Annotated in this window: 15 protein-coding genes and 1 other RNA gene; 12 read left to right on the top strand and 4 right to left on the bottom strand. The window is 38.1% G+C overall.

From position 1 onward, the window contains the following. Nucleotides 1-2 precede the first annotated feature (2 nt). From JM81_RS05870 to JM81_RS05855, 4 genes are read left to right on the top strand one after another with little or no spacing between them, the layout of a single operon-like run. On the top strand, nt 3-1,163 hold the full coding sequence (locus JM81_RS05870) for a 3-dehydroquinate synthase (protein ID WP_144801336.1): 1,161 nt from the start codon (nt 3-5) through the stop codon (nt 1,161-1,163). A 4-nt stretch (nt 1,164-1,167) separates the two neighbouring features. Then, on the top strand, nt 1,168-2,361 hold the full coding sequence (gene eboE / locus JM81_RS05865) for a metabolite traffic protein EboE (RefSeq protein WP_144801334.1): 1,194 nt from the start codon (nt 1,168-1,170) through the stop codon (nt 2,359-2,361). Between the two features lies 1 nt (nt 2,362). Then, nucleotides 2,363-3,736 (top strand): alkaline phosphatase family protein, encoded by a 1,374-nt coding sequence (locus JM81_RS05860; RefSeq protein WP_144801332.1) that lies wholly within the window; start codon nt 2,363-2,365, stop codon nt 3,734-3,736. Between the two features lie 6 nt (nt 3,737-3,742). Continuing rightward, nucleotides 3,743-4,090 (top strand): transmembrane 220 family protein, encoded by a 348-nt coding sequence (locus tag JM81_RS05855; RefSeq protein WP_144801330.1) that lies wholly within the window; start codon nt 3,743-3,745, stop codon nt 4,088-4,090. On the opposite strand, the gene JM81_RS05850 is transcribed toward JM81_RS05855, so the two are convergent. Continuing rightward, a complete protein-coding gene (locus JM81_RS05850; protein ID WP_144801328.1) occupies nt 4,085-6,004 on the bottom strand; it encodes a DNA polymerase III subunit gamma/tau in 1,920 nt (639 codons plus the stop codon). The genes JM81_RS05855 and JM81_RS05850 overlap by 6 nt on opposite strands. 109 nt (nt 6,005-6,113) lie before the next feature. Between JM81_RS05850 and rnpB the strand changes: the two genes are divergently transcribed. After that, an RNA gene (rnpB, locus tag JM81_RS05845) (RNase P RNA component class A) lies at nt 6,114-6,441 on the top strand. Between the two features lie 85 nt (nt 6,442-6,526). Here the strand turns inward: rnpB and JM81_RS05840 are convergent. The 3 genes from JM81_RS05840 to JM81_RS05830 are packed head-to-tail and all read right to left on the bottom strand — an operon-like array spanning nt 6,527 to nt 8,530. Then, the gene (locus JM81_RS05840) at nt 6,527-7,066 is read right to left on the bottom strand and encodes an RsmD family RNA methyltransferase (RefSeq protein ID WP_144801326.1); all 540 of its coding nucleotides are present in this window, start codon (nt 7,064-7,066) and stop codon (nt 6,527-6,529) included. Further along, entirely contained in the window at nt 7,066-7,902 is an 837-nt protein-coding gene (locus tag JM81_RS05835; protein ID WP_144801324.1) for a DUF3822 family protein, read from the bottom strand. Before JM81_RS05835 ends, JM81_RS05840 begins: the two co-directional genes overlap by 1 nt. Then, nucleotides 7,880-8,530: a hypothetical protein gene (locus JM81_RS05830; RefSeq protein WP_089259822.1), complete on the bottom strand. Its 651-nt coding sequence runs from the start codon at nt 8,528-8,530 to the stop codon at nt 7,880-7,882. Before JM81_RS05830 ends, JM81_RS05835 begins: the two co-directional genes overlap by 23 nt. Before the next feature lie 101 nt (nt 8,531-8,631). On the opposite strand from JM81_RS05830, the gene JM81_RS05825 reads away from it, so the two are divergent. From JM81_RS05825 to JM81_RS05795, 7 genes are all read left to right on the top strand, one after another. Continuing rightward, nucleotides 8,632-10,065, top strand: coding sequence for an ATP-dependent RecD-like DNA helicase (locus JM81_RS05825; RefSeq protein ID WP_144801322.1), 1,434 nt, complete (start codon nt 8,632-8,634; stop codon nt 10,063-10,065). A gap of 59 nt (nt 10,066-10,124) precedes the next feature. Then, nucleotides 10,125-10,694 (top strand): DUF4126 domain-containing protein, encoded by a 570-nt coding sequence (locus JM81_RS05820; protein WP_089259824.1) that lies wholly within the window; start codon nt 10,125-10,127, stop codon nt 10,692-10,694. 26 nt (nt 10,695-10,720) lie between these two features. Further along, the gene (gene kdsB / locus JM81_RS05815; RefSeq protein WP_186435615.1) at nt 10,721-11,434 is read left to right on the top strand and encodes a 3-deoxy-manno-octulosonate cytidylyltransferase; all 714 of its coding nucleotides are present in this window, start codon (nt 10,721-10,723) and stop codon (nt 11,432-11,434) included. Then, on the top strand, nt 11,425-12,123 hold the full coding sequence (locus JM81_RS05810) for an HAD family hydrolase (protein WP_144801318.1): 699 nt from the start codon (nt 11,425-11,427) through the stop codon (nt 12,121-12,123). Before kdsB ends, JM81_RS05810 begins: the two co-directional genes overlap by 10 nt. Before the next feature lie 2 nt (nt 12,124-12,125). After that, a complete protein-coding gene (locus JM81_RS05805; protein ID WP_261374974.1) occupies nt 12,126-13,253 on the top strand; it encodes an iron-containing alcohol dehydrogenase family protein in 1,128 nt (375 codons plus the stop codon). A 63-nt stretch (nt 13,254-13,316) separates the two neighbouring features. Beyond that, a complete protein-coding gene (locus tag JM81_RS05800) occupies nt 13,317-13,850 on the top strand; it encodes a 1-acyl-sn-glycerol-3-phosphate acyltransferase (RefSeq protein WP_144801316.1) in 534 nt (177 codons plus the stop codon). A 553-nt stretch (nt 13,851-14,403) separates the two neighbouring features. Then, nucleotides 14,404-21,393, top strand: a complete 6,990-nt coding sequence (locus JM81_RS05795) for a BspA family leucine-rich repeat surface protein (protein WP_144801314.1) — start codon at nt 14,404-14,406, stop codon at nt 21,391-21,393. Nucleotides 21,394-21,563 lie beyond the last annotated feature (170 nt).

The following is a 21,563-nucleotide window of genomic DNA, read 5'->3' as shown; positions in this document are numbered from 1 at the left end:
CTATGCAATTACCATCTATAAAACAATCTTTTAAAGTAGCGTATGAATATCAACTCTACTTCACTACAGGGCTTTTTAATAGGGAAAATACCTTGTTCACAAAGCTCATTTCAGATTATAAAACCTTTGAACCGGTTAAATTATTTTTCGTCATAGATAACGGTGTTGAAAACCATCATCCAAGTTTAGTTGCCCAAATAGGAGCATATTGTAAAGCAAATGCCAATGTAATGAAGTTTACAAATAGCATTGTGGTACCAGGCGGAGAGCAGGTCAAGAACGGTAATGAATCTATAGATGCTGTTTTACATGGTATAAATACAAACAAGATTTGTCGTCATTCTTTTGTAATAGCCATTGGGGGCGGTGCCGTAATTGACATGGTAGGTTATGCAGCGGCAATTGCACATAGAGGCGTAAAGTTAATACGCATACCTACTACTGTGCTTTCCCAGAACGATTCTGCCGTTGGGGTAAAGAACAGTGTAAACGCATTTAAGAAAAAAAATTTCTTGGGAACATTTGCTCCGCCGTTCGCTATAATCAGTGATAGTAGTTTTCTTAAAACTTTAGAACAAAGAGATTGGATTTCCGGTATTTCAGAAGCCATTAAAGTGGCATTGATAAAGGACAAATCTTTTTTTAAATACATTGCAGAGCACGCAGTTGCTTTAAAGAATAGGGACATGGAGCCCATGCAATATGTAATCTACAAATGTGCCGAAATGCATATGGAGCACATTGCACAAGGTGGTGACCCTTTTGAGTCCGGCTCTTCTAGACCGTTGGATTTTGGGCATTGGGCTGCCCATAAGATGGAGTTTATGACCAATTATGAATTAAGGCACGGTGAGGCTGTAGCAAAAGGCATCGCATTAGATGTTACCTACGCCAGGCTAACCGGTCTAATTTCAGAAGAAGATTTACAGCACATCTTAGATGTCATGGTCGCTATAGGGTTTGATCTATCGCTTCCCGTTAAATCATCCAATAAGATAGAGTCATTACTTCGCGGTATAGAAGAGTTTAGAGAGCATTTGGGAGGAGAGCTTACTATTACCCTTATCGCAGGGTTAGGAATTAAGCATGACGTACACACCATAGATGTAGCGCTAATGAAACAGGCTATTGAAAAGTTAAATCATCAATTTGCATTAAACTAGAAGCATGCTGGTAAAAAATGACCTTCACTTAACATATTGTACAAATATTCATCCAGGCCAAGATTGGGAAAGTACTTTCAACAGTATTCAAGTACATGTGCCTGTAATTAAGAAGCAAGTTTCGGCCACAAAACCTTTTGGTCTTGGGCTCAGATTATCGAATAAAGCAAGTGAAGAGCTTGAAAATGGTAATAATATGGCCATTTTTCAAGAATGGTTAGATAAGAACGAGGTGTATGTCTTTACCATGAACGGGTTTCCTTATGATAATTTTCATGATGAACGCGTTAAGGATTTGGTGCATGCTCCGGATTGGACCACCAATGAACGGGTAATTTATACCAAACGGATGTTCAAACAATTATCGGTTTTATTGCCCAATGGTTTAAATGGAGGAATATCTACTTCTCCTATTACCTATAAATACTGGCATAAGACGGATGAGGACACCGTTAATGCTTATGAGACGGGTGCAAAGCACATGATTCAGATAGCTGATTATTTACTAGACCTTGAAAAAACTACAGGTAAATATATGCATTTGGATATTGAACCGGAACCGGACGGACTTTTGGAAAATAGCGATGAAGTTTTACATTTCTTTTCCACGTATTTACTTCCAATAGGAATTCCCTTCTTTAAGGCAAAATTAGGCTTGAGTGATGCTGAGGCCGCTTTGCTTATCAAAAGATATATAACTGTTTGTTACGATATTTGCCATTTTTCATTGGCATATGAAGAACCAAAAGATACTTTTTCCAAGTTTAGGGACCAGCAGATTAGAATTGGTAAAATACAAGTAAGTGCCGCATTGAAAATACTATTTGATGGTGAAAATAATGAAGCAATTTGGAGCGAACTTTCAAAATTTAACGAGCCTACATACCTGCATCAAGTAACGGAAAAAATGGATGATAGGGTAAAAACCTATAGTGATCTCCCTGAAGTTTTGGACAAAAGAGAGGAACATCAAGAATTACGAGCGCATTACCATGTACCTTTATTTTTAGAAACGTACGGGGCGTTATATTCCACTCAAGACCATATACTAAAAGCGTTAGATTATATAAGTGATAATCCTGTTACAGAACATTTAGAAATAGAAACATATACTTGGGACGTACTTCCTCAGGATTTAAAACAAGATTTATCGGTATCCATTATTAGAGAAATAGAATGGTTAAAATCACGCCTATAAAATGAACAAAACGGTAGTTGTAAATGTAGTTGGGTTAACAAAAAGATTAATAGGGGAACACACACCATTTATTAAGTCGTTTCTAGAAAGAGGGAGCGCATCGTATATACAGCCAATTTTACCAGCGGTTACTTGCTCGGTGCAATCTACGTATGTAACCGGAAAATGGCCTTCAGAACATGGAGTTGTGGGAAATGGGTGGTATTTTAAAGATGAATGTGAAGTAAAGTTTTGGCGGCAATCCAATAAATTGGTACAGCAAAATAAAATTTGGGACGATTTAAAGGCAAAGCACCCAGATTTTACGTGTGCCAATCATTTTTGGTGGTACAATATGTATTCTAATGTTGACTTTAGTATAACCCCAAGACCTAATTATTTGGCAGATGGCAGAAAGATTCCAGATATTTATTCGCATCCTGCTGCATTAAGGGACAAAATGCAGGCTACACTTGGCACATTTCCATTGTTTGAGTTTTGGGGACCTAAAACTACGATCAATTCTTCTAAATGGATTGCCAATGCGGCCTTATTGACGGATAAAGAGCATAATCCGGACCTAACCTTTATTTATTTACCACATTTAGATTATAATTTACAACGTTACGGGCTTGATTTTTCCATAATTGCAAAGGATTTGTTGGAAATAGATACCGTCGTTAAAGATGTGGTGCTGCATTATGAAGCACTTGGCGCCAATGTAATCATATTGTCGGAATATGGAATTACAAATGTAAACAGGCCAATACATCTTAACAGGGTACTTCGCAAAGCCGGATATTTGGCCATAAGAGAGGAGCGTGGATTGGAACTTTTGGATGCTGGTGCAAGTAATGCATTTGCAGTTGCAGACCATCAAATTGCGCATATTTATTGCAAGCATTTAGAGAGTATTCAAAAAATAGTAGATTTGATTACACCTTTAGAAGGTGTGGAGAAAGTGCTATATGGAGCAGCGTTAGATGAATATCATATTGCACACGAAAGATGCGGGGATATTGTAGTGGTAGCCGATAATAATTCTTGGTTCACGTATTATTTTTGGCTAGATGATGCTAAAGCTCCGGATTATGCCAGAATGGTAGATATCCATAAAAAACCTGGTTATGATCCTGTGGAAATGTTAACGGATCCCAAGGATAAATTGGTTATGGCAAAAGTTGTAGGTAAGCTGTTAAAGAAGAAATTGGGCTTTAGAACGGTAATGGATATTATACCTATAGATGCTACACTTATAAAAGGGTCTCATGGTAGAATAACCGAAGATCAAGAGGATTTTCCAATTTTTATAAGCAATTATAAAACGGCTGTAAAGAAAGAAAGTATTACAGCAATAGAAGTGCGTGATCTTATTGAAGATCACCTCTTAAACTAACATGGTATGAAGGTATTATTTAAGATTTTGGGTTATGTATTCGCTATTTTGTTCGCTGTTGGTGCCATTTTGCAATATAACGACCCAGATGCTATACTTTGGGTAGCAATCTATGTAATTGCCGCCGCAATTTCCTTGGCATTTGCCGTACAAAAAATTGGGTTTAAGCCACTTATTCTTATGGGAATTTTGTGTTGTGTAGGGTTTTTGTATTTGTATCCATCTAATTTTCAAGGATTTGATTTGAATGATGGTGATATAAAAACCGTTGAGTTGGGTAGGGAAGCCTTTGGTCTTTTAATTATTGGTGTAGTCTTTTTAATTTTTGGATTTCGCGTAAAGAGTAATTTATAGATCAAGGTCAAATTCCTGTCTTAGCAAATCAATGACAGGATTTTTTTCACGTAATTTTTGATATTTTTCCTCTGGGGTAAAGGCGAATTTTTTAGCGGATGCCTCATTGACCCCGATTTCTAAAGTTATAAAATGATTGTTTAGCTTGGTGCGTAAATATTCCATTAACTCAAATTGTTCTCGCTCTATTTCCTTCTTCATGGTTCCGTTAGGAAGTTCTATATGAATAATGAAATTCTCCTTAAGCTTAGGAACATCGGTATGGAGGTTAGAAGCTAAAATTTTCTGTCCTTTACGATCAATAATCTCTACAAAATCTGCCCAATGTTTGCGTAATTCTTCCTCGGTAAAGGCATTTTTTGGTAAGTTGTTTTCATCAATTACCACTTCAACCTTGTTCTGTTCATGTAATTTCTTGGCATTTAAGCTAGAAATAGATAAACCGGATACCCGTTTTTTAGGAATATTGATATTGATTTTCTTGGGAACCAATTCATTGGACTCCGTAGTGCTTTTGTCAATTTTTGGCTCCTCCTGAGCACTTTGCGTACTTTTAAAAAGTACAGGTTCCTTTACGCTTGTTTCGGGTTGTAAGACAACCTCTTCCTTACCTTCCTGTACTTTTGGCAAATTGGGTTCAGTCTTATGTTCTGCGCCAGCTAGTTGTTGCGGCTCCTGTTTTGGGTTGTTAGGAGATTTCTGTTGCGTTTCATAGTTGACCTCCTTATCGCTACTTGACGTGACTTTTATTGCTTTATGTTTTTTTGGCCTTGGAAATTGCTGGTAAAAAGAGGATGGAGCAATAAAATCTATGGTAGTATTATCAAGAGCTACCGATTCAGGATTTTTTTTTTCTCCATCAAAATCGATAGAGGCAAGTTTCATTAGGGTAAGTTCCACCAAAAGGCGCTGATTTTTACTGGTCTTGTATTTTAAATCGCAATCATTTGCAATGGTCAAGGCATGCAATAAAAAAGCGGGAGCGGTTTTTTTACTTTGTTCCCTGTACAATTGTTGTGCAGCTTCGCCAACCTCTAAAAGGGTAATGGTATCCGGATGCTGGCAAACCATCAAATCTCTAAAATGTGATGCTAAACCGGCAATAAAGTGATGTCCGTCAAATCCAAGGGACAAAGTTTTATTAAACAGCAGCAATAGATTTGGGATGTCATGTTCTAAAATTAAATCGGTAGCTTCAAAGTACGTGTCGTAATCCAAAACATTTAGATTCTCCGTAACCGCTTTACGTGTTAGTTCGCTACCGGAAAAACTGACAACCCTATCAAAAATTGAAAGCGCGTCGCGCATGGCGCCATCTGCCTTTTGGGCAATGATATGTAAGGCATCTTCCTCAGCATTGATGCCTTGGCTTTCCGCAATATATTTTAAATATTCAGCGGCATCTTTAACGGTAATTCTCTTGAAATCAAATATTTGACATCTGGAAAGTATCGTTGGTATAATCTTGTGTTTTTCAGTGGTGGCCAAAATAAATATGGCGTGCTTTGGCGGTTCTTCCAGGGTTTTCAAGAAGGCGTTGAAAGCAGATTGAGACAACATATGTACCTCATCTATAATATATACTTTATACTTACCTACCTGTGGGGGTATACGTACTTGGTCTATAAGGTTTCTAATATCATCTACCGAGTTATTGGAGGCCGCATCCAACTCAAAAATATTAAAGGCAAAATCTTCGTCTTCACCTTCGGTACCATCACTGTTAATTTGTTTGGCCAATATTCGTGCGCAAGTGGTCTTACCAACACCTCTGGGCCCACAGAACAATAAAGCTTGTGCCAAATGATTCTTGTCAATGGCGTTTTGCAATGTATTGGTAATGGCCTGTTGCCCTACAACGTCCTTAAAGGTTTGAGGTCTGTATTTACGTGCCGATACAATAAATGGTTCCAAAAGTATACGATGATTTATGCTATTACAAATATAAATATAGTGCTTAATTCTAAAGTGAATTAAGGCTGGAGATCATCCTTAGTTATCAACAATTGCAGTACATTTGCGCAACGCAGGCCACCTTATCGCGGATTATCCCCATTAATTTGGGATAAAACGAGGAAAGTCCGGACACCATAGTGCAGTATAGCGGGTAACGCCCGCCCACTGAAAAGTGAGGACAAGTGCAACAGAAAGCAAGTACAGTTAGGCTGTAGTGAAACCAGGTAAACTCTATACGGTGAAACGTCATGTAAATCGATGCTTGAGGGCTGCACGCCCAAGTCGAAGGGTAGGCGGTTAGAACCTTGGGGCAACCCAAGGTCTAGATAAATGATAAGGCAATTCTGAATTTGGTTTCAGAACGAACAGAATCCGGCTTATGGCCTGCTTTTTTTATGGAATCAACAAAGTTTCAATTTTTCAGCTGGCCCTATTGAAAAAGGAAAGAACTTGTGAATAGGGTTGACGCAATGAGCGCATCTATTGTTCTTTAAAAAAGCTAAAAACACTACCACCATATTTTCGTGAATTACTATAATTGGGCAAATGGTCCAGACTGGTACGTTTGGAATGTTCAATGATTAAAACGCCACCCTCCAATAAAAGGTTATTTTCAAATACCAATTGCGGAATTTTTTCAAAATCGGCCAAATCCATATCGTAAAAGGGGTCACAGAAAATTATATCGAACTGCTCGGTATTACGTTGAAGAAAAGCAAAAACATCGCTTTTAAATGTCCTAATGTTCATCTCCAACATGTCAACGGTTTTTTCTATAAAGTCTATGCAACCTGCATGTGCATCTATAGCGAGGATATCTTCAACGCCCCTTGATGAAAACTCATAGCTTATATTTCCTGTCCCTGCAAATAGGTCCAACACCTTAAGGTCTGGAAAATAATAGGAATTATGTAAAATGTTGAACAGGCTTTCTTTGGCCATATCCTTTGTAGGTCTTACCGGTAACTTTTTTGGGGCGATCAAATTTCGCCCTTTATGTTTTCCTGAGATGATGCGCATTATAAGGTATTGATAAGAGTAAAGTCCATTGTAGATGTAAATGGGCTCTCCATATTTATAGATGATGGTATTGTTGGCGTAAAGATGCTTAAATGTTTAATATAGGTATGGCAAAGTTGAAAAATTGGGTCATCTTGGTCAATTGTTCCAAAAACCTTGACATTGGTAGTTTTGGGGTCTAGATTTAATTGTTCCAGTACAAAAAGCACATAATAAATAAAATCTTCTTTTGTGGAATAGGTAAAGCTATTATAAAGAATCAGCTTACGTTGGTTCAGTACGGTAACATCCATCTGTACTTCTTTGACATGAATATAGCAAACGGGCTCTTGGTCTTGGTTAAGATTGTTCATTAAGGATTGTAAAAGAACGGTACTGTTGTGCATATAGGTAAATTCGCCAAATAGATCATAAATGTAGTTGTTGACATTCATGTAAGGAACGTAAACAATGATAAGGTCTTGGTTTTCAACTTCATCATATGCAAGAACGTCATTGGCCAATACCTTGGTGTTAAATTTTAAATATTCCAATAGGTTATCTTCGTTGAACAGTGATTTGGGTACCAAGCCAAACAGCGTATTTCTATGTACTGTTATCACTTCATCGAACGCCATTTGCTCTAAATTGTGTTTTTTAAAAAGCTTCACCAATTCTGCCTGTAGGGTCATAGGGTTCATCTCTTCAGAAAACACGACGGCATCGGAAATTATTAAATGCTGCGTAACAGTGTCTGCCACACAAAAAGAAAGTCCATTCAAGCTAACCTGAATGGACAATTTCTTAAAATGTTTATCCGCGATGTCTGTACGGTTATTGATCGTTTTTCTTGTCATAAACAGGAGGCCAGTTTCCGCTCGTACTTACTTCTTCCATTGATCCAACTTTAATAGATGGTCCGTTTACCTCTTCAACACTAATTGCGGCTTTTTCACGAGTCAAAAGATCTTTTGGTTGATCATAAAGAATTACGTCTTTGTCAACCTTAGCTTCAAATACAGGAGCTTTGTATCCACTCTTTTCAACGTAGCCGGCTTTCATTTCAAACTTTTCACCGTTTGGTGCCGTTGGTACATCCATTAAGCTCTTATATCTATTATCGGTCTTAAAAAGAGAATCTTTAACGGATACAAAACCTAAGGTGTCGATTATTTTTACTTCCTTAAGTAAATCAATTTGATAAGTTTTATCAAATTCCATAAAGGAAGAATCTCTCTGCTGTGTAATTATATATTTACCGGTATCGATAAAACGGATAAGACTATTAAAGTCATTCGCATATTTACCATTAACGGTTTTGTACGCTTCTTGAGAATTTCTAATATCTTTTAATTTAGCTACTACCTGGGCATAACGTTCTTGTTTTACCTCCTTAAACTTAATTGGTCCAGTAATGGAGTTATAAATTAGGTATCCTAAAGCGATACACCCAACCCAAAGTACAATCTGTATAATGGTCTTCATTTCGTATATGTTAATTTAATTTAGTGGTCTTCACAAATCTACAATTTTTTTTTAATGGTAAAAGTTTTTGGCCTAAAAATCATCTTTATCTTTGATGGCTCATGAAACCAATAACTCCCGCATCTTTCTATAGTATCCTGGAATCTAAATTTCCGCATACACCAACTGCCACACAATCAGTGGCTTTGCAAAAATTGGCAGCATTTACGCTCTCCGACGAAAAGAATGAAGTTTTTTTGTTAAAGGGGTATGCAGGTACTGGTAAAACCACTTTGATCGGTACTTTAGTAAATAGTTTATGGAAAGTACAGAAGAAAGCGGTGCTAATGGCACCCACGGGTAGGGCCGCAAAAGTAATGTCCAATTATTCACAGACACAGTCCTATACAATTCATAGAAAAATTTATTTTCCTAAAAAGCAAGGTGGGGGCGGAGTGCAATTTGTATTGGCCCCAAATAAACATCGGGACACATTGTTTATCGTTGATGAGGCATCAATGATACCTGATGTTGCGGCAGATTCCAAGCTTTTTGAGAACGGGTCCCTTTTAGATGATCTTATGATGTACGTTTATTCCGGTCATAAGTGCAAGCTGTTGCTTATAGGAGATACGGCGCAATTACCACCGGTGCATTTGGTGCTGAGTCCCGCTTTGGATGCCGATAAGATTTCCATGGCCTATAACAAAGAGGTCGTTAGATTGGAGTTGAATGAAGTGGTAAGACAGGCTGGGGATTCCGGTATTTTGGCCAACGCAACTTTATTAAGGGAACAATTGCAGGGAGATTTTTTTGATGACTTTAAATTTGATGTACACCCCTTTACGGATATTGTAAGGTTAATAGATGGCAATGAAATCCAAGAAGCTATAGATAGCTCTTATTCTGAAAACGGTAAGGAAGAGACTGCGTTCATTGTGCGTTCCAATAAGCGCGCCAATTTATACAACCAGAACATACGTGAACGTATTCTATTCTTGGAAAATGATTTGGCAGTTGGAGATTTTATGATGGTGGTCAAAAATAATTACTATTGGTTAAAACCAAATTCAGAGGCCGGTTTTATTGCCAATGGCGATATAATTGAAGTATTGGAAATTTATGCTATAAAGGAGATTTATACTTTTAAATTTGCCGAGGTCAAGGTAAAAATGGTGGATTATCCCAACATGGCACCTTTTGAAACGGTACTGCTTTTAGATACCATTACGGCAGAATCTCCCTCTTTAAGTTATGAGGACGGAAATAGGCTATACCAAGAAGTAATGAAAGACTATGCGCACGAATCCTCTAAGTATAAAAAATTCTTAGGGGTAAAGAACAATAAATATTTTAATGGACTACAGGTAAAGTTTTCCTATGCAATAACTTGTCATAAATCTCAAGGCGGCCAATGGAACACTGTTTTTGTAGAACAGCCCTATTTGCCAAATGGTATGGACAAAGAATATTTAAGGTGGTTGTATACCGCGGTAACAAGGGCAAAGCATAAATTATATCTTATAGGTTTTAAAGATGATTTTTTTGTTGATTAATAAAAGTTTATTTTAGTGTTTATGGTAAGTTTACTGTTGCCCACAATTAAAAAAGGAAAATGACATCGGAAACTATTTTAAGTATATTTTTAGGGGTTGGCCTGGCGGCATCGGTTGGTTTTAGGGTCTTTTTACCTTTGTTCGCTTTAAGTTTGGCTTCTTTTTTTGGTGTTTGGGAATTGAACGATAATTGGGAATGGATTGGAAGTTTAGTAGCCGTTATGACATTAGGGAGTGCTACTTTATTGGAGATTTTCGCATATTTCATACCGTGGTTCGATAATTTATTGGACAGTATAGCGGTACCCTTGGCCGCCATAGCAGGTACTGCGGTCATGGTTTCAACAGTGGCGGACTTGGACCCTGTCATTACGTGGTCCTTGGCAATAATAGCAGGCGGCGGTACGGCAACGGCAATTAAATCCGCCGGGGCAACGGGCCGGTTGGCATCTTCGGTCACCACGGGTGGTGTTGCAAACCCGGTATTGGCAACGGTTGAGACCGGTACGGCCGTAGTAGTTTCCGCAGCATCTATATTTGCACCTATTTTGGCCGCAGTTTTGGTCATTATAATCTTGGTCATCATATTTAGGATATATAGAAGTATAAGACCAAGGACAAAATCATAAAATCATAAGAATTGAAGATAATAGCAATGATTCCTGCCCGGTATGCGGCATCTAGGTTTCCGGCAAAATTAATGCAGGATTTGGCCGGTAAGCCCGTAATCGTAAGAACATATGAAGCGGCAGTAAAGACCAAGTTGTTTGATGACGTGTATGTAGTTACAGATAGTGATCTTATTTATGATACCATTATCAAGGAAGGTGGGCTGGCCATAATGAGCAAGAAAGAACATGATTGTGGTAGTGACCGCATTGCCGAAGCGGTAATGCAAATGGATGTGGATATTATTGTCAACGTGCAAGGAGATGAACCCTTTACGGATAGGGAAAGTTTAGAAGGGGTAATGAAAGTTTTTGAAGCGGATATCCATAAGGAAATAGATTTGGCTTCGTTAATGGTAAGGATAACCGATGAAGATGAAATCAATAATCCAAATACGGTTAAGGTCATTGTGGACAACAGAAATTTTGCACTCTACTTTTCCAGGTCGCCCATTCCTTATCCAAGGGCTAAAAATGATCATACGGTATATTATAAGCACAAAGGCATCTATGCATTTAGAAAAAGTGCATTGATGGATTTTCAGCGTTTACCCATGTTACCTTTAGAAGCCACGGAAAAAATAGAGGCAATCAGGTATTTGGAATATGGCAAGAAAATTAAAATGGTGGAGACCAATGTACAAGGTATAGAAATAGATACGCCAGACGATTTAAAGAAAGCGCAAGCAGCATGGAAATAAATTTTGAAGGAGTACGCGTTATTGGTTTTGATGCCGATGATACCTTATGGGTCAACGAAACCTATTTTAGGGATGCGGAAGAAAAATTCACATCACTATTGGAAAAGTATGAGACCAAGAATAAGATAGACCAAGAACTATTTAGCACGGAAATACGAAACCTAGATTTATACGGCTATGGTATAAAAGGGTTTGTGCTGTCCATGATAGAATGCGCCTTGGAACTTTCAAACAATCAAGTATCCCAAAAAACAATTCTGGAATGCTTGAACCTAGGTAAGGAGATGATATCCCGGCCGGTAGAATTACTAAATGGCGTAACTGAGGTTTTAGAGCAATTAAAGGACAAGTATAGGTTAATAGTTTTGACCAAAGGCGATCTGTTGGATCAAGAGCGAAAAATTGAACGGTCTGGATTATCGCAATATTTTCATCATGTAGAGGTTTTGAGCGATAAAAAGGAAAAGAATTATAGAGATCTTTTGGATCATCTACAAATATCGCCAAGTGAATTTTTAATGATAGGAAATTCCTTAAAGTCAGATGTATTGCCCTTGGTAGGTATTGGTGCCAGAGCCGTGCATGTACCCTTTCATACTACTTGGCAGCATGAAGAAGTTTTGGAACCAGTGGAGAATAATGGATATATAACCATTTCTGCCTTGACCGATATTCTGGAATACGTATAATAATGGAGGAGAAAAAAGAAATTGCATTGAAGAACATACCTACAAGAGCTTCAGAACAATATAGAAATTTCCCAATGGTACCTCGGGTGGTATATGGTAAGGGAAGTTTTGATCAGTTAGGAGACATTTTAATGCCTAAGCGAAGGCATTCGGAAGCACCTATGATTTTTTTGGTCGATGATGTTTTTGAAAATAAGCCACTCTTAGAAAGGATACCAACAATTTTTTGTGATCAAATTATTTTGATATCCTCCAATGAGGAACCAAAAACAGAGCAGGTAGATGCGCTCGTGAAAAAGATTTTGGCTGATTTTGGTGATTTACCTTCAGGCATTATAGGAATAGGCGGTGGTACATTGTTAGATTTGGCCAAGGCCGTGGCATTGATGTTGACCAATAAAGGTTCCGCATCGGATTATCAAGGGTGGGACCTTGTAAATACCCCTGCGGTTTATCATGTAGGTGTTCCTACCATTAGCGGAACAGGTGCAGAGGTTTCCAGAACAACGGTTTTATTGGGTCCGGATAAAAAGCTGGGCATTAATTCTGATTATACAACATTTGATCAAGTAGTATTGGATCCCGATTTAACAGAAGGTGTACCCAAAGATCAATGGTTTTATACCGGTATGGATTGTTTTATTCACTGTATTGAGTCGCTCAATGGTACGTTTTTAAATGCCTTTAGCAAAAGCTATGGAGAAAAATCCTTGGACCTCTGTAAGGAAGTTTTTTTGGGTACAAATTCAGCTACGGATAGTAGGGAAAAATTAATGATGGCCTCTTGGCATGGAGGTATGAGCATTGCTTACTCCCAAGTAGGTGTGGCCCACGCCATGAGTTACGGTCTTGGCTATGTTTTGGGTGTAAAGCACGGAATTGGCAATTGTCTGGTGTTTCAATATTTGGAGGAGTTTTATCCAGAGGGTGTATCAATTTTCAAGAAAATGTTGCACAAACATGCCATTGAACTTCCTGCGGGAATTTGTGCAAATTTATCGGATGCAGAAATGAACACCATGATTACCGTGGCTATGGGCATGGCGCCACTATGGGAAAATGCCTTGGGGGAAAACTGGAAAACTATCGTTACGCCCAAAAAATTGGCATCTATTTATAAAAAAATATAATCTTAAAAACGTACTCCGTTCAAGCTAAGTCGAGAAAACTTACTTTGTTTATAAACCAGCTCGATGCAGCAATTCGCCAAATTCATATACTTTAGACTTTTAGGATGGAAAATAAAGGGAAGATTTCCATCTGAACTGAAGAAATTTGTACTTATCGTAGTGCCACATACCAGTTGGTGGGATTTTCTTTTGGGGCTATTGGTACGCAAAGTCTGGGACGAGGAAATAAATTACATAGGTAAGAAAAGTCTCTTCGATTCACCTTTTGGGTGGTTTTTTAGGTGGACAGGAGGCGCCCCCATAGATCGTTCTAAAACGAATGACACGGTAAAGGCCACGGCTCAAATTTTTAACGAACGCGAAAAGTTTAGATTATCGTTATCTCCGGAGGGTACTAGAAAAAAGGTAGAGAAATGGAAGACAGGGTTCTATTTTATAGCCAAAACAGCACATGTGCCTATAGTTTTGGTGGCGTTTGATTATGGCAAGAAAGAAATCAGGTTATCAAAACCGGAATACCCAACAGATGATCAGGTTTTGGATTTTAAAAAATACCATGCTTTTTTTGATGGGGTAGAGGGTAAGCACAATAACTAATTTTAGGCTCATTAAATAAGCACTCCTTTTAAACTTCACAGTATATTAATTCGACAAAAGGACTATTTTTTTAACAATTGTAATAAAACCTATGGAAAATCTTCTCGTAAGTAAGGTATAAAGCGTTCAGCTAATGACTGGGAAGAGCGCCGTAATATTAGAACATCAAGATTTTAAAAATAGGTTTTAGGTTATTTTAATTGGGAGAAGGTCCGCTTTTGGGAGGCGGGCCTTTTGTATTTAAAAAAGTCAATATTTCTTAATAGATTATAGCTGTATAAAAAAGTATTGATATGCAATACATTAGAATATATTGTATAGATAAATGTGTATTTTAACGAGTTTAATGGTATATAAACGATCATAAAAGGGTAAATATACCTTTGTTAAGATTTGTTAAAATAATTCCTGTATATTATCACCTCGCTTGAAGATTTTAGTCAAAATTGCTAAAGCAATCTGAAAGTATTCCCCCAAAAAAATTTAGATAGTAAACCCCACGTTTTACAAGAATGCCTAGCTGTGCTTTGGTTTTAAATCAAAACCAACCACAATGAAGAAAATTTTACTTTACATTATTTGTACTGGATTATTATTAGTTAGTCAAATTACATTAGGACAGCAATTAGAAATCAGTGCAGGCCCAAAAATCGTATGCCCTTTAAATCCTAATAATCAATTTTCAAGATTGGGTATTACTCAAGCCCAAAAAATTACCTCCAATAGGTTAGCAGGGGGGGCAGCGGTCACAACAACATTTGTTGTAAATTATATTGGAAATCCTCCTAATGAATTAAGAGAGGCCTTTCAATTTGCATTGGATATTTGGGCAACGGAAATTGTTTCAAATGTACCTATCGTTATAGATGTAGATTTTTTAGAATTTAATGGCACGACCTTGGCTTCTGCAGGGCCTTATATTGCTCGTGATTTTGCAAATGCACCTTTACCTGCTACTTGGTATCCTTTGGCCTTGGCAAATTCATTGGCTAATCAGGATTTAGGTCCTACATTTCCTGATATGGAGGTGACAATTGGTAACCGGGCAGATTGGTATTTTGGTACAGATGGTAATACTCCTGCTGGGCAATATGATTTTGTTTCTGTTGTTCTACATGAAATAGGGCATGGTTTGGGAATGGCCGCTTTCAGGGAACCAGATGGTACCTTTAATAATAATGGCTTTCCTTTAATTTATAGTCGTTTTATTGAAGATGTTAATGGATCTGATTTAATTGGTATGGGGAATGCTTCTCCGGAAGCAGCAGCATTATATGTTAGTAATAATGCCTACATAAACGGTCCTAATTCTGTGGCGGCTTTAAATGGTGTAAGGCCAAAATTATATGCGCCTTCTAACTTTATTCCAGGTTCTACCATTGCTCATTGGGATGAATTTTCATATCCTGCAGGTGATCCAAATTCATTGATGACCCCTGCAATAGGAGCATCGGAATCAAACTTTGATATTGGTGATATTACAAGAGGACATTTTAAGGATATGGGGTGGTTATTGCAGGGCGATAATGAGGAGCCTATAGACTTTTCAAATGCTTTTGTAACTACTTGGCAAACCACAACAGCTGATGAATCGATTACTATACCAACATTTCCCGGAGAAACTTATAATTATTCTGTGGACTGGGGTGATGGTATAATTGAGTCTGGTTTTACAGGAAACGCTGCACATACCTATGCTACCCCTGGTACCTATTCGGTTTCAATTGTCGGAGTATTTCCTCAAATCTTTTTTAATAATACAGGAGACGTACAGAAAATTTTGACTATAGAACAATGGGGAGATATAGCTTGGTTTTCTATGGATAGAGCTTTTTATGGTGGTATAAATTTAGATGTAGTTGCGATTGATACTCCTAATTTAAATAATGTTACTAGCTTGAATAGCATGTTTTATCTCTGTTCGTCTTTAGTGGGGAATACAATTTTCAATATGTGGGAAGTGTCAACTATTCAAAGTATGTATAGAATGTTCGAGGGAGCACAATCATTTAATCAACCCATAGGTAATTGGGAAGTAAGAAATGTAACCAATATGGCTCAAATGTTTAGAGCCGCGAGACAATTTAATCAAGATTTGAGTAATTGGAATGTTTCGAATGTTTCCAATACAAGTTTTATGTTTAGTATTGCTCAGAGTTTTAACCAGCCAATCGGAAATTGGAATATGCAAAGCGCAAATTATATGAATGAGATGTTTTCATTTTCTGCATTCAATCAAGATTTAAGTTCATGGAATATTTCTAATGCTGAATATTTGAACGGTATGTTCAAGAATGCAGGTTCATTTAACCAGAACTTGGGGAGATGGGATATTTCAAGTGTAAAAGATATGAGCGATATGTTTGAAGGAGCGGTTTTGTCCAAGGTTAATTATGACAATACGCTAAATGGTTGGAGTACTTTAGATATAGCAGCAGGCGAAACCCAAATACCACAAAATATAACCTTTGACGGTGGTAATAGTCAATATTGTCTAAGTGAGGCAGCAAGACAAAGTTTAATAGATAATTTTGGTTGGACCATTACAGATGCTGGTCTTAGTTGTCCTAACGAAGCCCCAGAAATTACTAGCTCAGCTACGGCCAGTGTAGAAGAAAACCAAACCCTTGCTATTGATGTAGATGCTACCGATGATATAGATGTAGAAGGCCCAGGTTTAACGTACAGCCTTACTGGAGATGGTGTAGACCAACTTCTATTTAATATAAATAATGTTACAGGGGTAGTTACATTTATGAACGCACCAGATTTTGAAAACCCAGAAGATGAAGGCGGTGATAATATATATAATTTTCAGGTTTCAGTAACAGATTCTGGCAATTTAACAGCAACTCAAGATATTACTATTTCAGTGATCGATGTTATTGAGGTAGCAGTATGTACTTTAGCAATAACCGATCAACCACAAAATGTAACATTATGTCAAGATGATACGAGTTTGACATTTAATGTCTTAGCTACGGGAACGGGTAATCTTAGCTATAACTGGCAAGCCTTGGGTAATGGATTATCGGAGTGGACTGCCGTGGCAGAACAAGATGGTACTGCAACTTTAACACTTGCGGCACCGGCACAACCAGAATCCAGTGGCCTGCAATACCGTGTGGTAATTATAGATGACCAAGGAACTGTAGACCCAGCAGATGATTGTAATATTATAAGTAATGCTGCCATATTAACCGTGAACCCCTTGCCGTTACCACTTATTTCTGGGCCAAATTCCTATGTTGAGGGTAGTGGTGGTGTTACACTTGATGCCGGACCCGGTTTTGTAGATTATTTATGGTCTACAGGAGAAACTACACAGACCATTATAGTGTTTGAAGGAAACTATTCCGTTGAGGTAGTAGATGATAATGGTTGCACGGGAAGCTCCGAAGCTTTTACCATATCAAAAATAGATTCAGATTTATTGATAACCGAAATCATGTACAATCCAAATGGAACGGACGGTGTTTGGGAATGGATAGAAATTTATAACAAAGGCCTTCAGCCAATAGATTTGGCAGGTTATGTTTTAGATGATAACCAGGGCTTGCCAATAGCTTCCGCCAATATTGTTTCAGGAATTATACAACCACAAGCGTCAGTTATCCTTTATGATGCAGACTTGACTCAAGGGCAGTTTAAAGATGCTTGGGGAGATGTTAATCTAATTCCAGTTACGGACTTTCCTACTTTGGGAAATAATGGAGGAGATACTATTGGTATTTGGAGTAGCTATTTAAACTATAATGGAGATAACCAGTCCCAGTCAAATGTAGTGGAACGGGTAGATTACACCAATGAATTGCCTTGGCCTTCGGATGATGGTTTTGCATCAATCTATCTTACGGATTTATCTGCGGATAATCAACAAGGTGGAAATTGGGCATTGAGTACAGTTGATGTTGCTACACCTTTGTTTACTGCATATACCAGTATAGGGGTATATGGTAATTCTGGAGCTGACATTGGCTCTCCGGGAACACCTGCAGAAGTGGATGTTGAAGCTCCCATTATTACATGCTCGCCTAATGTAACTATGAGTAATGATATAGGGTTATGCGAGGCAAGCTTCCCAATTATACCAGCTACAGCAACCGATAACGTAACATTGCCGGAGAACATAACTATAGATTTTGTACGAAGTGATGGAGCATTATTGACCTTAACAGATCCTTTTCAAGTAGGTGAAACAATTATTACATGGACTGCAACCGATGAGGAAGGAAACACTTCTGAAAGCTGTGAACAGATTATTACAGTGACGGATGATGAATTACCGGTAGTTACTGTCCAAGATATTACAATTGAATTAGAAGCAAATGGAGAGTTTGTCATAACCAGTGCTAATTTCATTTCTGATAATGTAATTGTAACCCAAAGCGATAATTGTGGATTAAATGGCATTGTTAATTTTGCAGGGTCAACAACATTCACTTGTTCAGATGTGGGTCAGGTCGTGACACGATCTGTTGGGGTAAACGATATAAATGGAAATAGTTCCCTATTAGTTAGTTTTAATATAACTGTTTTGGACCCTCTAGAGGTTTGTAAGGACGTAACGCCTCCTGTAGTTACCTGTCCCGCAGATGTTACTGTTGCTTTTGGAGAGTCGACCGACCCTTCTGTAACGGGTACGGCTACGGCAACGGACGATATTGGTATAGATGAGATAACTTTTGTTGATGTTACCGTTGACCAAATAATTACCAGGACATGGACAGCAACGGATACTAGTGGAAATAGTGCCTCATGTAATCAGTTGATTACCATTGAACCTGAAAATGACACAACGCCACCAGTAGCGGTCTGCCAGAACTTTACCTTGGTACTCAATGAACTTGGATTAGGAAGTATTTTTGCTACAGATATTGACAATGGATCTACAGATAACGTGGCAATAGCTTCTTTGTCTATAACACCAGCGAGATTTAATGAATCAAATATTGGTGAAAACCAAGTTAAGTTAACGGTTACGGATACAGCTGGAAATATTGCTAGTTGTACGGCTACGGTCACGGTAGAGGCCGCACCAGATACAATCTCTCCTGAAGCCGTTTGCCAAGATTTTACTCTAGTTCTTGACGCATCTGGGCTAGGAAGTATAAGCCCTTTAGATGTAGATGGTGGTTCTACCGATAATGTGGGTATAGCTTCAATGTCGGTAACTCCAAGTAGTTTCAATGAAATCAATATTGGAACCAATGAAGTTATCTTAACGGTAACCGATGCTGCTGGAAATGCAGATGAATGTACTGCCATAGTAACAGTAGAGGCTGCACCAATAGTAGCTTGTCCTAATAATTTACAAAATGAAGACCCTAATATTGTATTGCCGACGGGTACTAGGGCATTGGGTGTAGATTCTACCTTAGGTATATCTACGGATACCAATGGTAGTCCATGTGCATTAGGTGTCAGTAACCAAGATAGTGGTCAGCCATGGGGAACTTATCGTATTGCTATACGTTTGGCTGATTATGGCATTAGTGCAGGTGATGAGCTATTTGTAGGTGTAGATGGTAAAAGTCTCACTGGTACGGCAAGAATGGAAGTAAACCGAAATAATGCACCCAACACGGCTATTGCTCAAAGAACTTTTGGCAGTGATTGGAGTAGGTATGAATCTACTTTCATTGTTCCGGCAGGATTAACAAGTTTAGATTTATGGTTCTTTAGTAATTATGCACAATCCACTCCTGGGGTAGCACTATATGATAATTTGGTAGTAAGGAACCTTAGCGATGCTGGTGATAACTTGGTGCCAATTGCCAATGCAGGTAATGATGTGGTTATTGAGGATACCGATAATAATTTAGTGGAGACCGTAGCGTTAAATGCCACTAACAGTATTGACCTTGACGGTAATATTGTTTCTTATAGTTGGACCGAAAATAACATAATAATTGCTACAGGCGCAACACCTCTTGTAGAATTTGATTTGGGAGTGCATGTCGTAGAATTAACGGTGGTAGATAATGAAGGGGCGGAAGATACGGATGTGGTACAAATTACCATTGTGGAACCTTTAGTGGTCACGGAATGTCCTGATGACTTGCTTAATGAACATCCTGCAATAGTCCTACCATTGGGTACTGTAGGAGCGGGAGTAGATACCGCCTTAGGAATAGATTCAGATACCAATGGCAGTCCTTGTGCATTGGAAGTTGCTAACAATGATGCCGGACAACCATGGGGTTCTTACCGAATTGCAATAAGATTAACTGATTATGACATAAGGGTTGGGGATGAATTAAACATTAGTGTTGACGGAAAAAGTTTAACAGGTACGGCACGGTTAGAGATAAATCGTAACAATGCACCTAATACATCATTGGGCTCCAAAACATTTGGTAGTGAGTGGGAGAGTTATAATACCACCTTTACTGTACCTAGTGATGTTACCACTTTAGATTTATGGTTCTTTAGTAATTACGCACAATCTAGTGCTGGAGTTGCACTCTACGATAATTTATCGGTAATTAATCTTAGTGATACAGGTGATAATTTAATACCCATTGCTAATGCAGGAAATGATGTTAGTGTAGAGGACTTGAATCAAGATGGAAACGAAGCAGTAACATTGAACGGTTCTAATAGCACCGATCTTGATGGTGAAATAGTAAGTTATATCTGGCGGGAGAATGGCTCTGTAATCGCAAACGGAGAGTCGCCTACGGTGGTATTTAGTGTTGGGGTTCATGAGGTGGAACTAACCGTAATGGACAACCAAAATGCTATGGATACGGATATTGTTAGAGTTATCGTCACTGATCCATTGGCCGTAGTATGTTCAGATGATTTACAGAATGAAGCTCTGGATTTAGTACTGCCTTCGGGTACAATAGCATTAGGTGTAGATTCTGCAATTGGAATTTCATCGGATACCAATAATAGCCCGTGTGCATTGCAAGTTAGTAATAATGATAGTGGTCAACCTTGGGGTTCTTATAGGATTACTATTGATTTGGGTGCACAGAATATAAGTTCTGGAGATGAACTTTATATAGGTGTTGACGGTAAAAGCTTAACGGGAACGGCAAGATTGGAAATAAATCGTAACAACGCACCGAACACTTCTTTGGGTTCCAAAACATTTGGTAATGAATGGGAGAATTTTAATACGATTTTTACCGTACCAAATGGCGTAAATACATTAGACTTATGGTTCTTTAGTAATTATGCTCAAAATACACCAGGTATTGCACTTTATGATAATTTAAGGATAGTTAAGCTTGGTGATGAGCCTGATATTACTGCCAAGAATAATGAAATAGTTCAGCCGGTAAATGGTTTAAGGTTGTATCCAAACCCTGCCAATATAGAAACTACTATTAGTTTTGATCAACCTACCACGGTTGGTACCATACAAGTATTTGATGTTATGGGAAGATTGGTGAGGACAATAAAAGGTGGGCTGATAGATACAAATGGTTCCCTTGTTAATGTTCAGGAAATGCCAACAGGAACTTACTTTGTAAAAACAATAGATGAATCTGGTATGGAGTTCCAGCAACAAATGCTCATTGAGAGGTAGCATAAAAACATCATTATTTTTTTAAAGGAGGCCCAATGTTGGCCTCCTTTTTTGTTGTCGTATTCTATGCAAGATTTTGAAATTGGCCTTTGGTGTGGTTTTTACAGTTAAATTAGCCATCTACCGTTTTAATAGTGTATATGGTCGAGAAATACCTTCAACTTTCGCTT

The organism is Maribacter sp. MAR_2009_72, assembly GCF_007827235.1.
In the GTDB taxonomy this organism is placed as follows: Bacteria; Bacteroidota; Bacteroidia; order Flavobacteriales; family Flavobacteriaceae; genus Maribacter; species Maribacter sedimenticola.
This window is presented reverse-complemented; position numbering and strand designations above follow the sequence as displayed.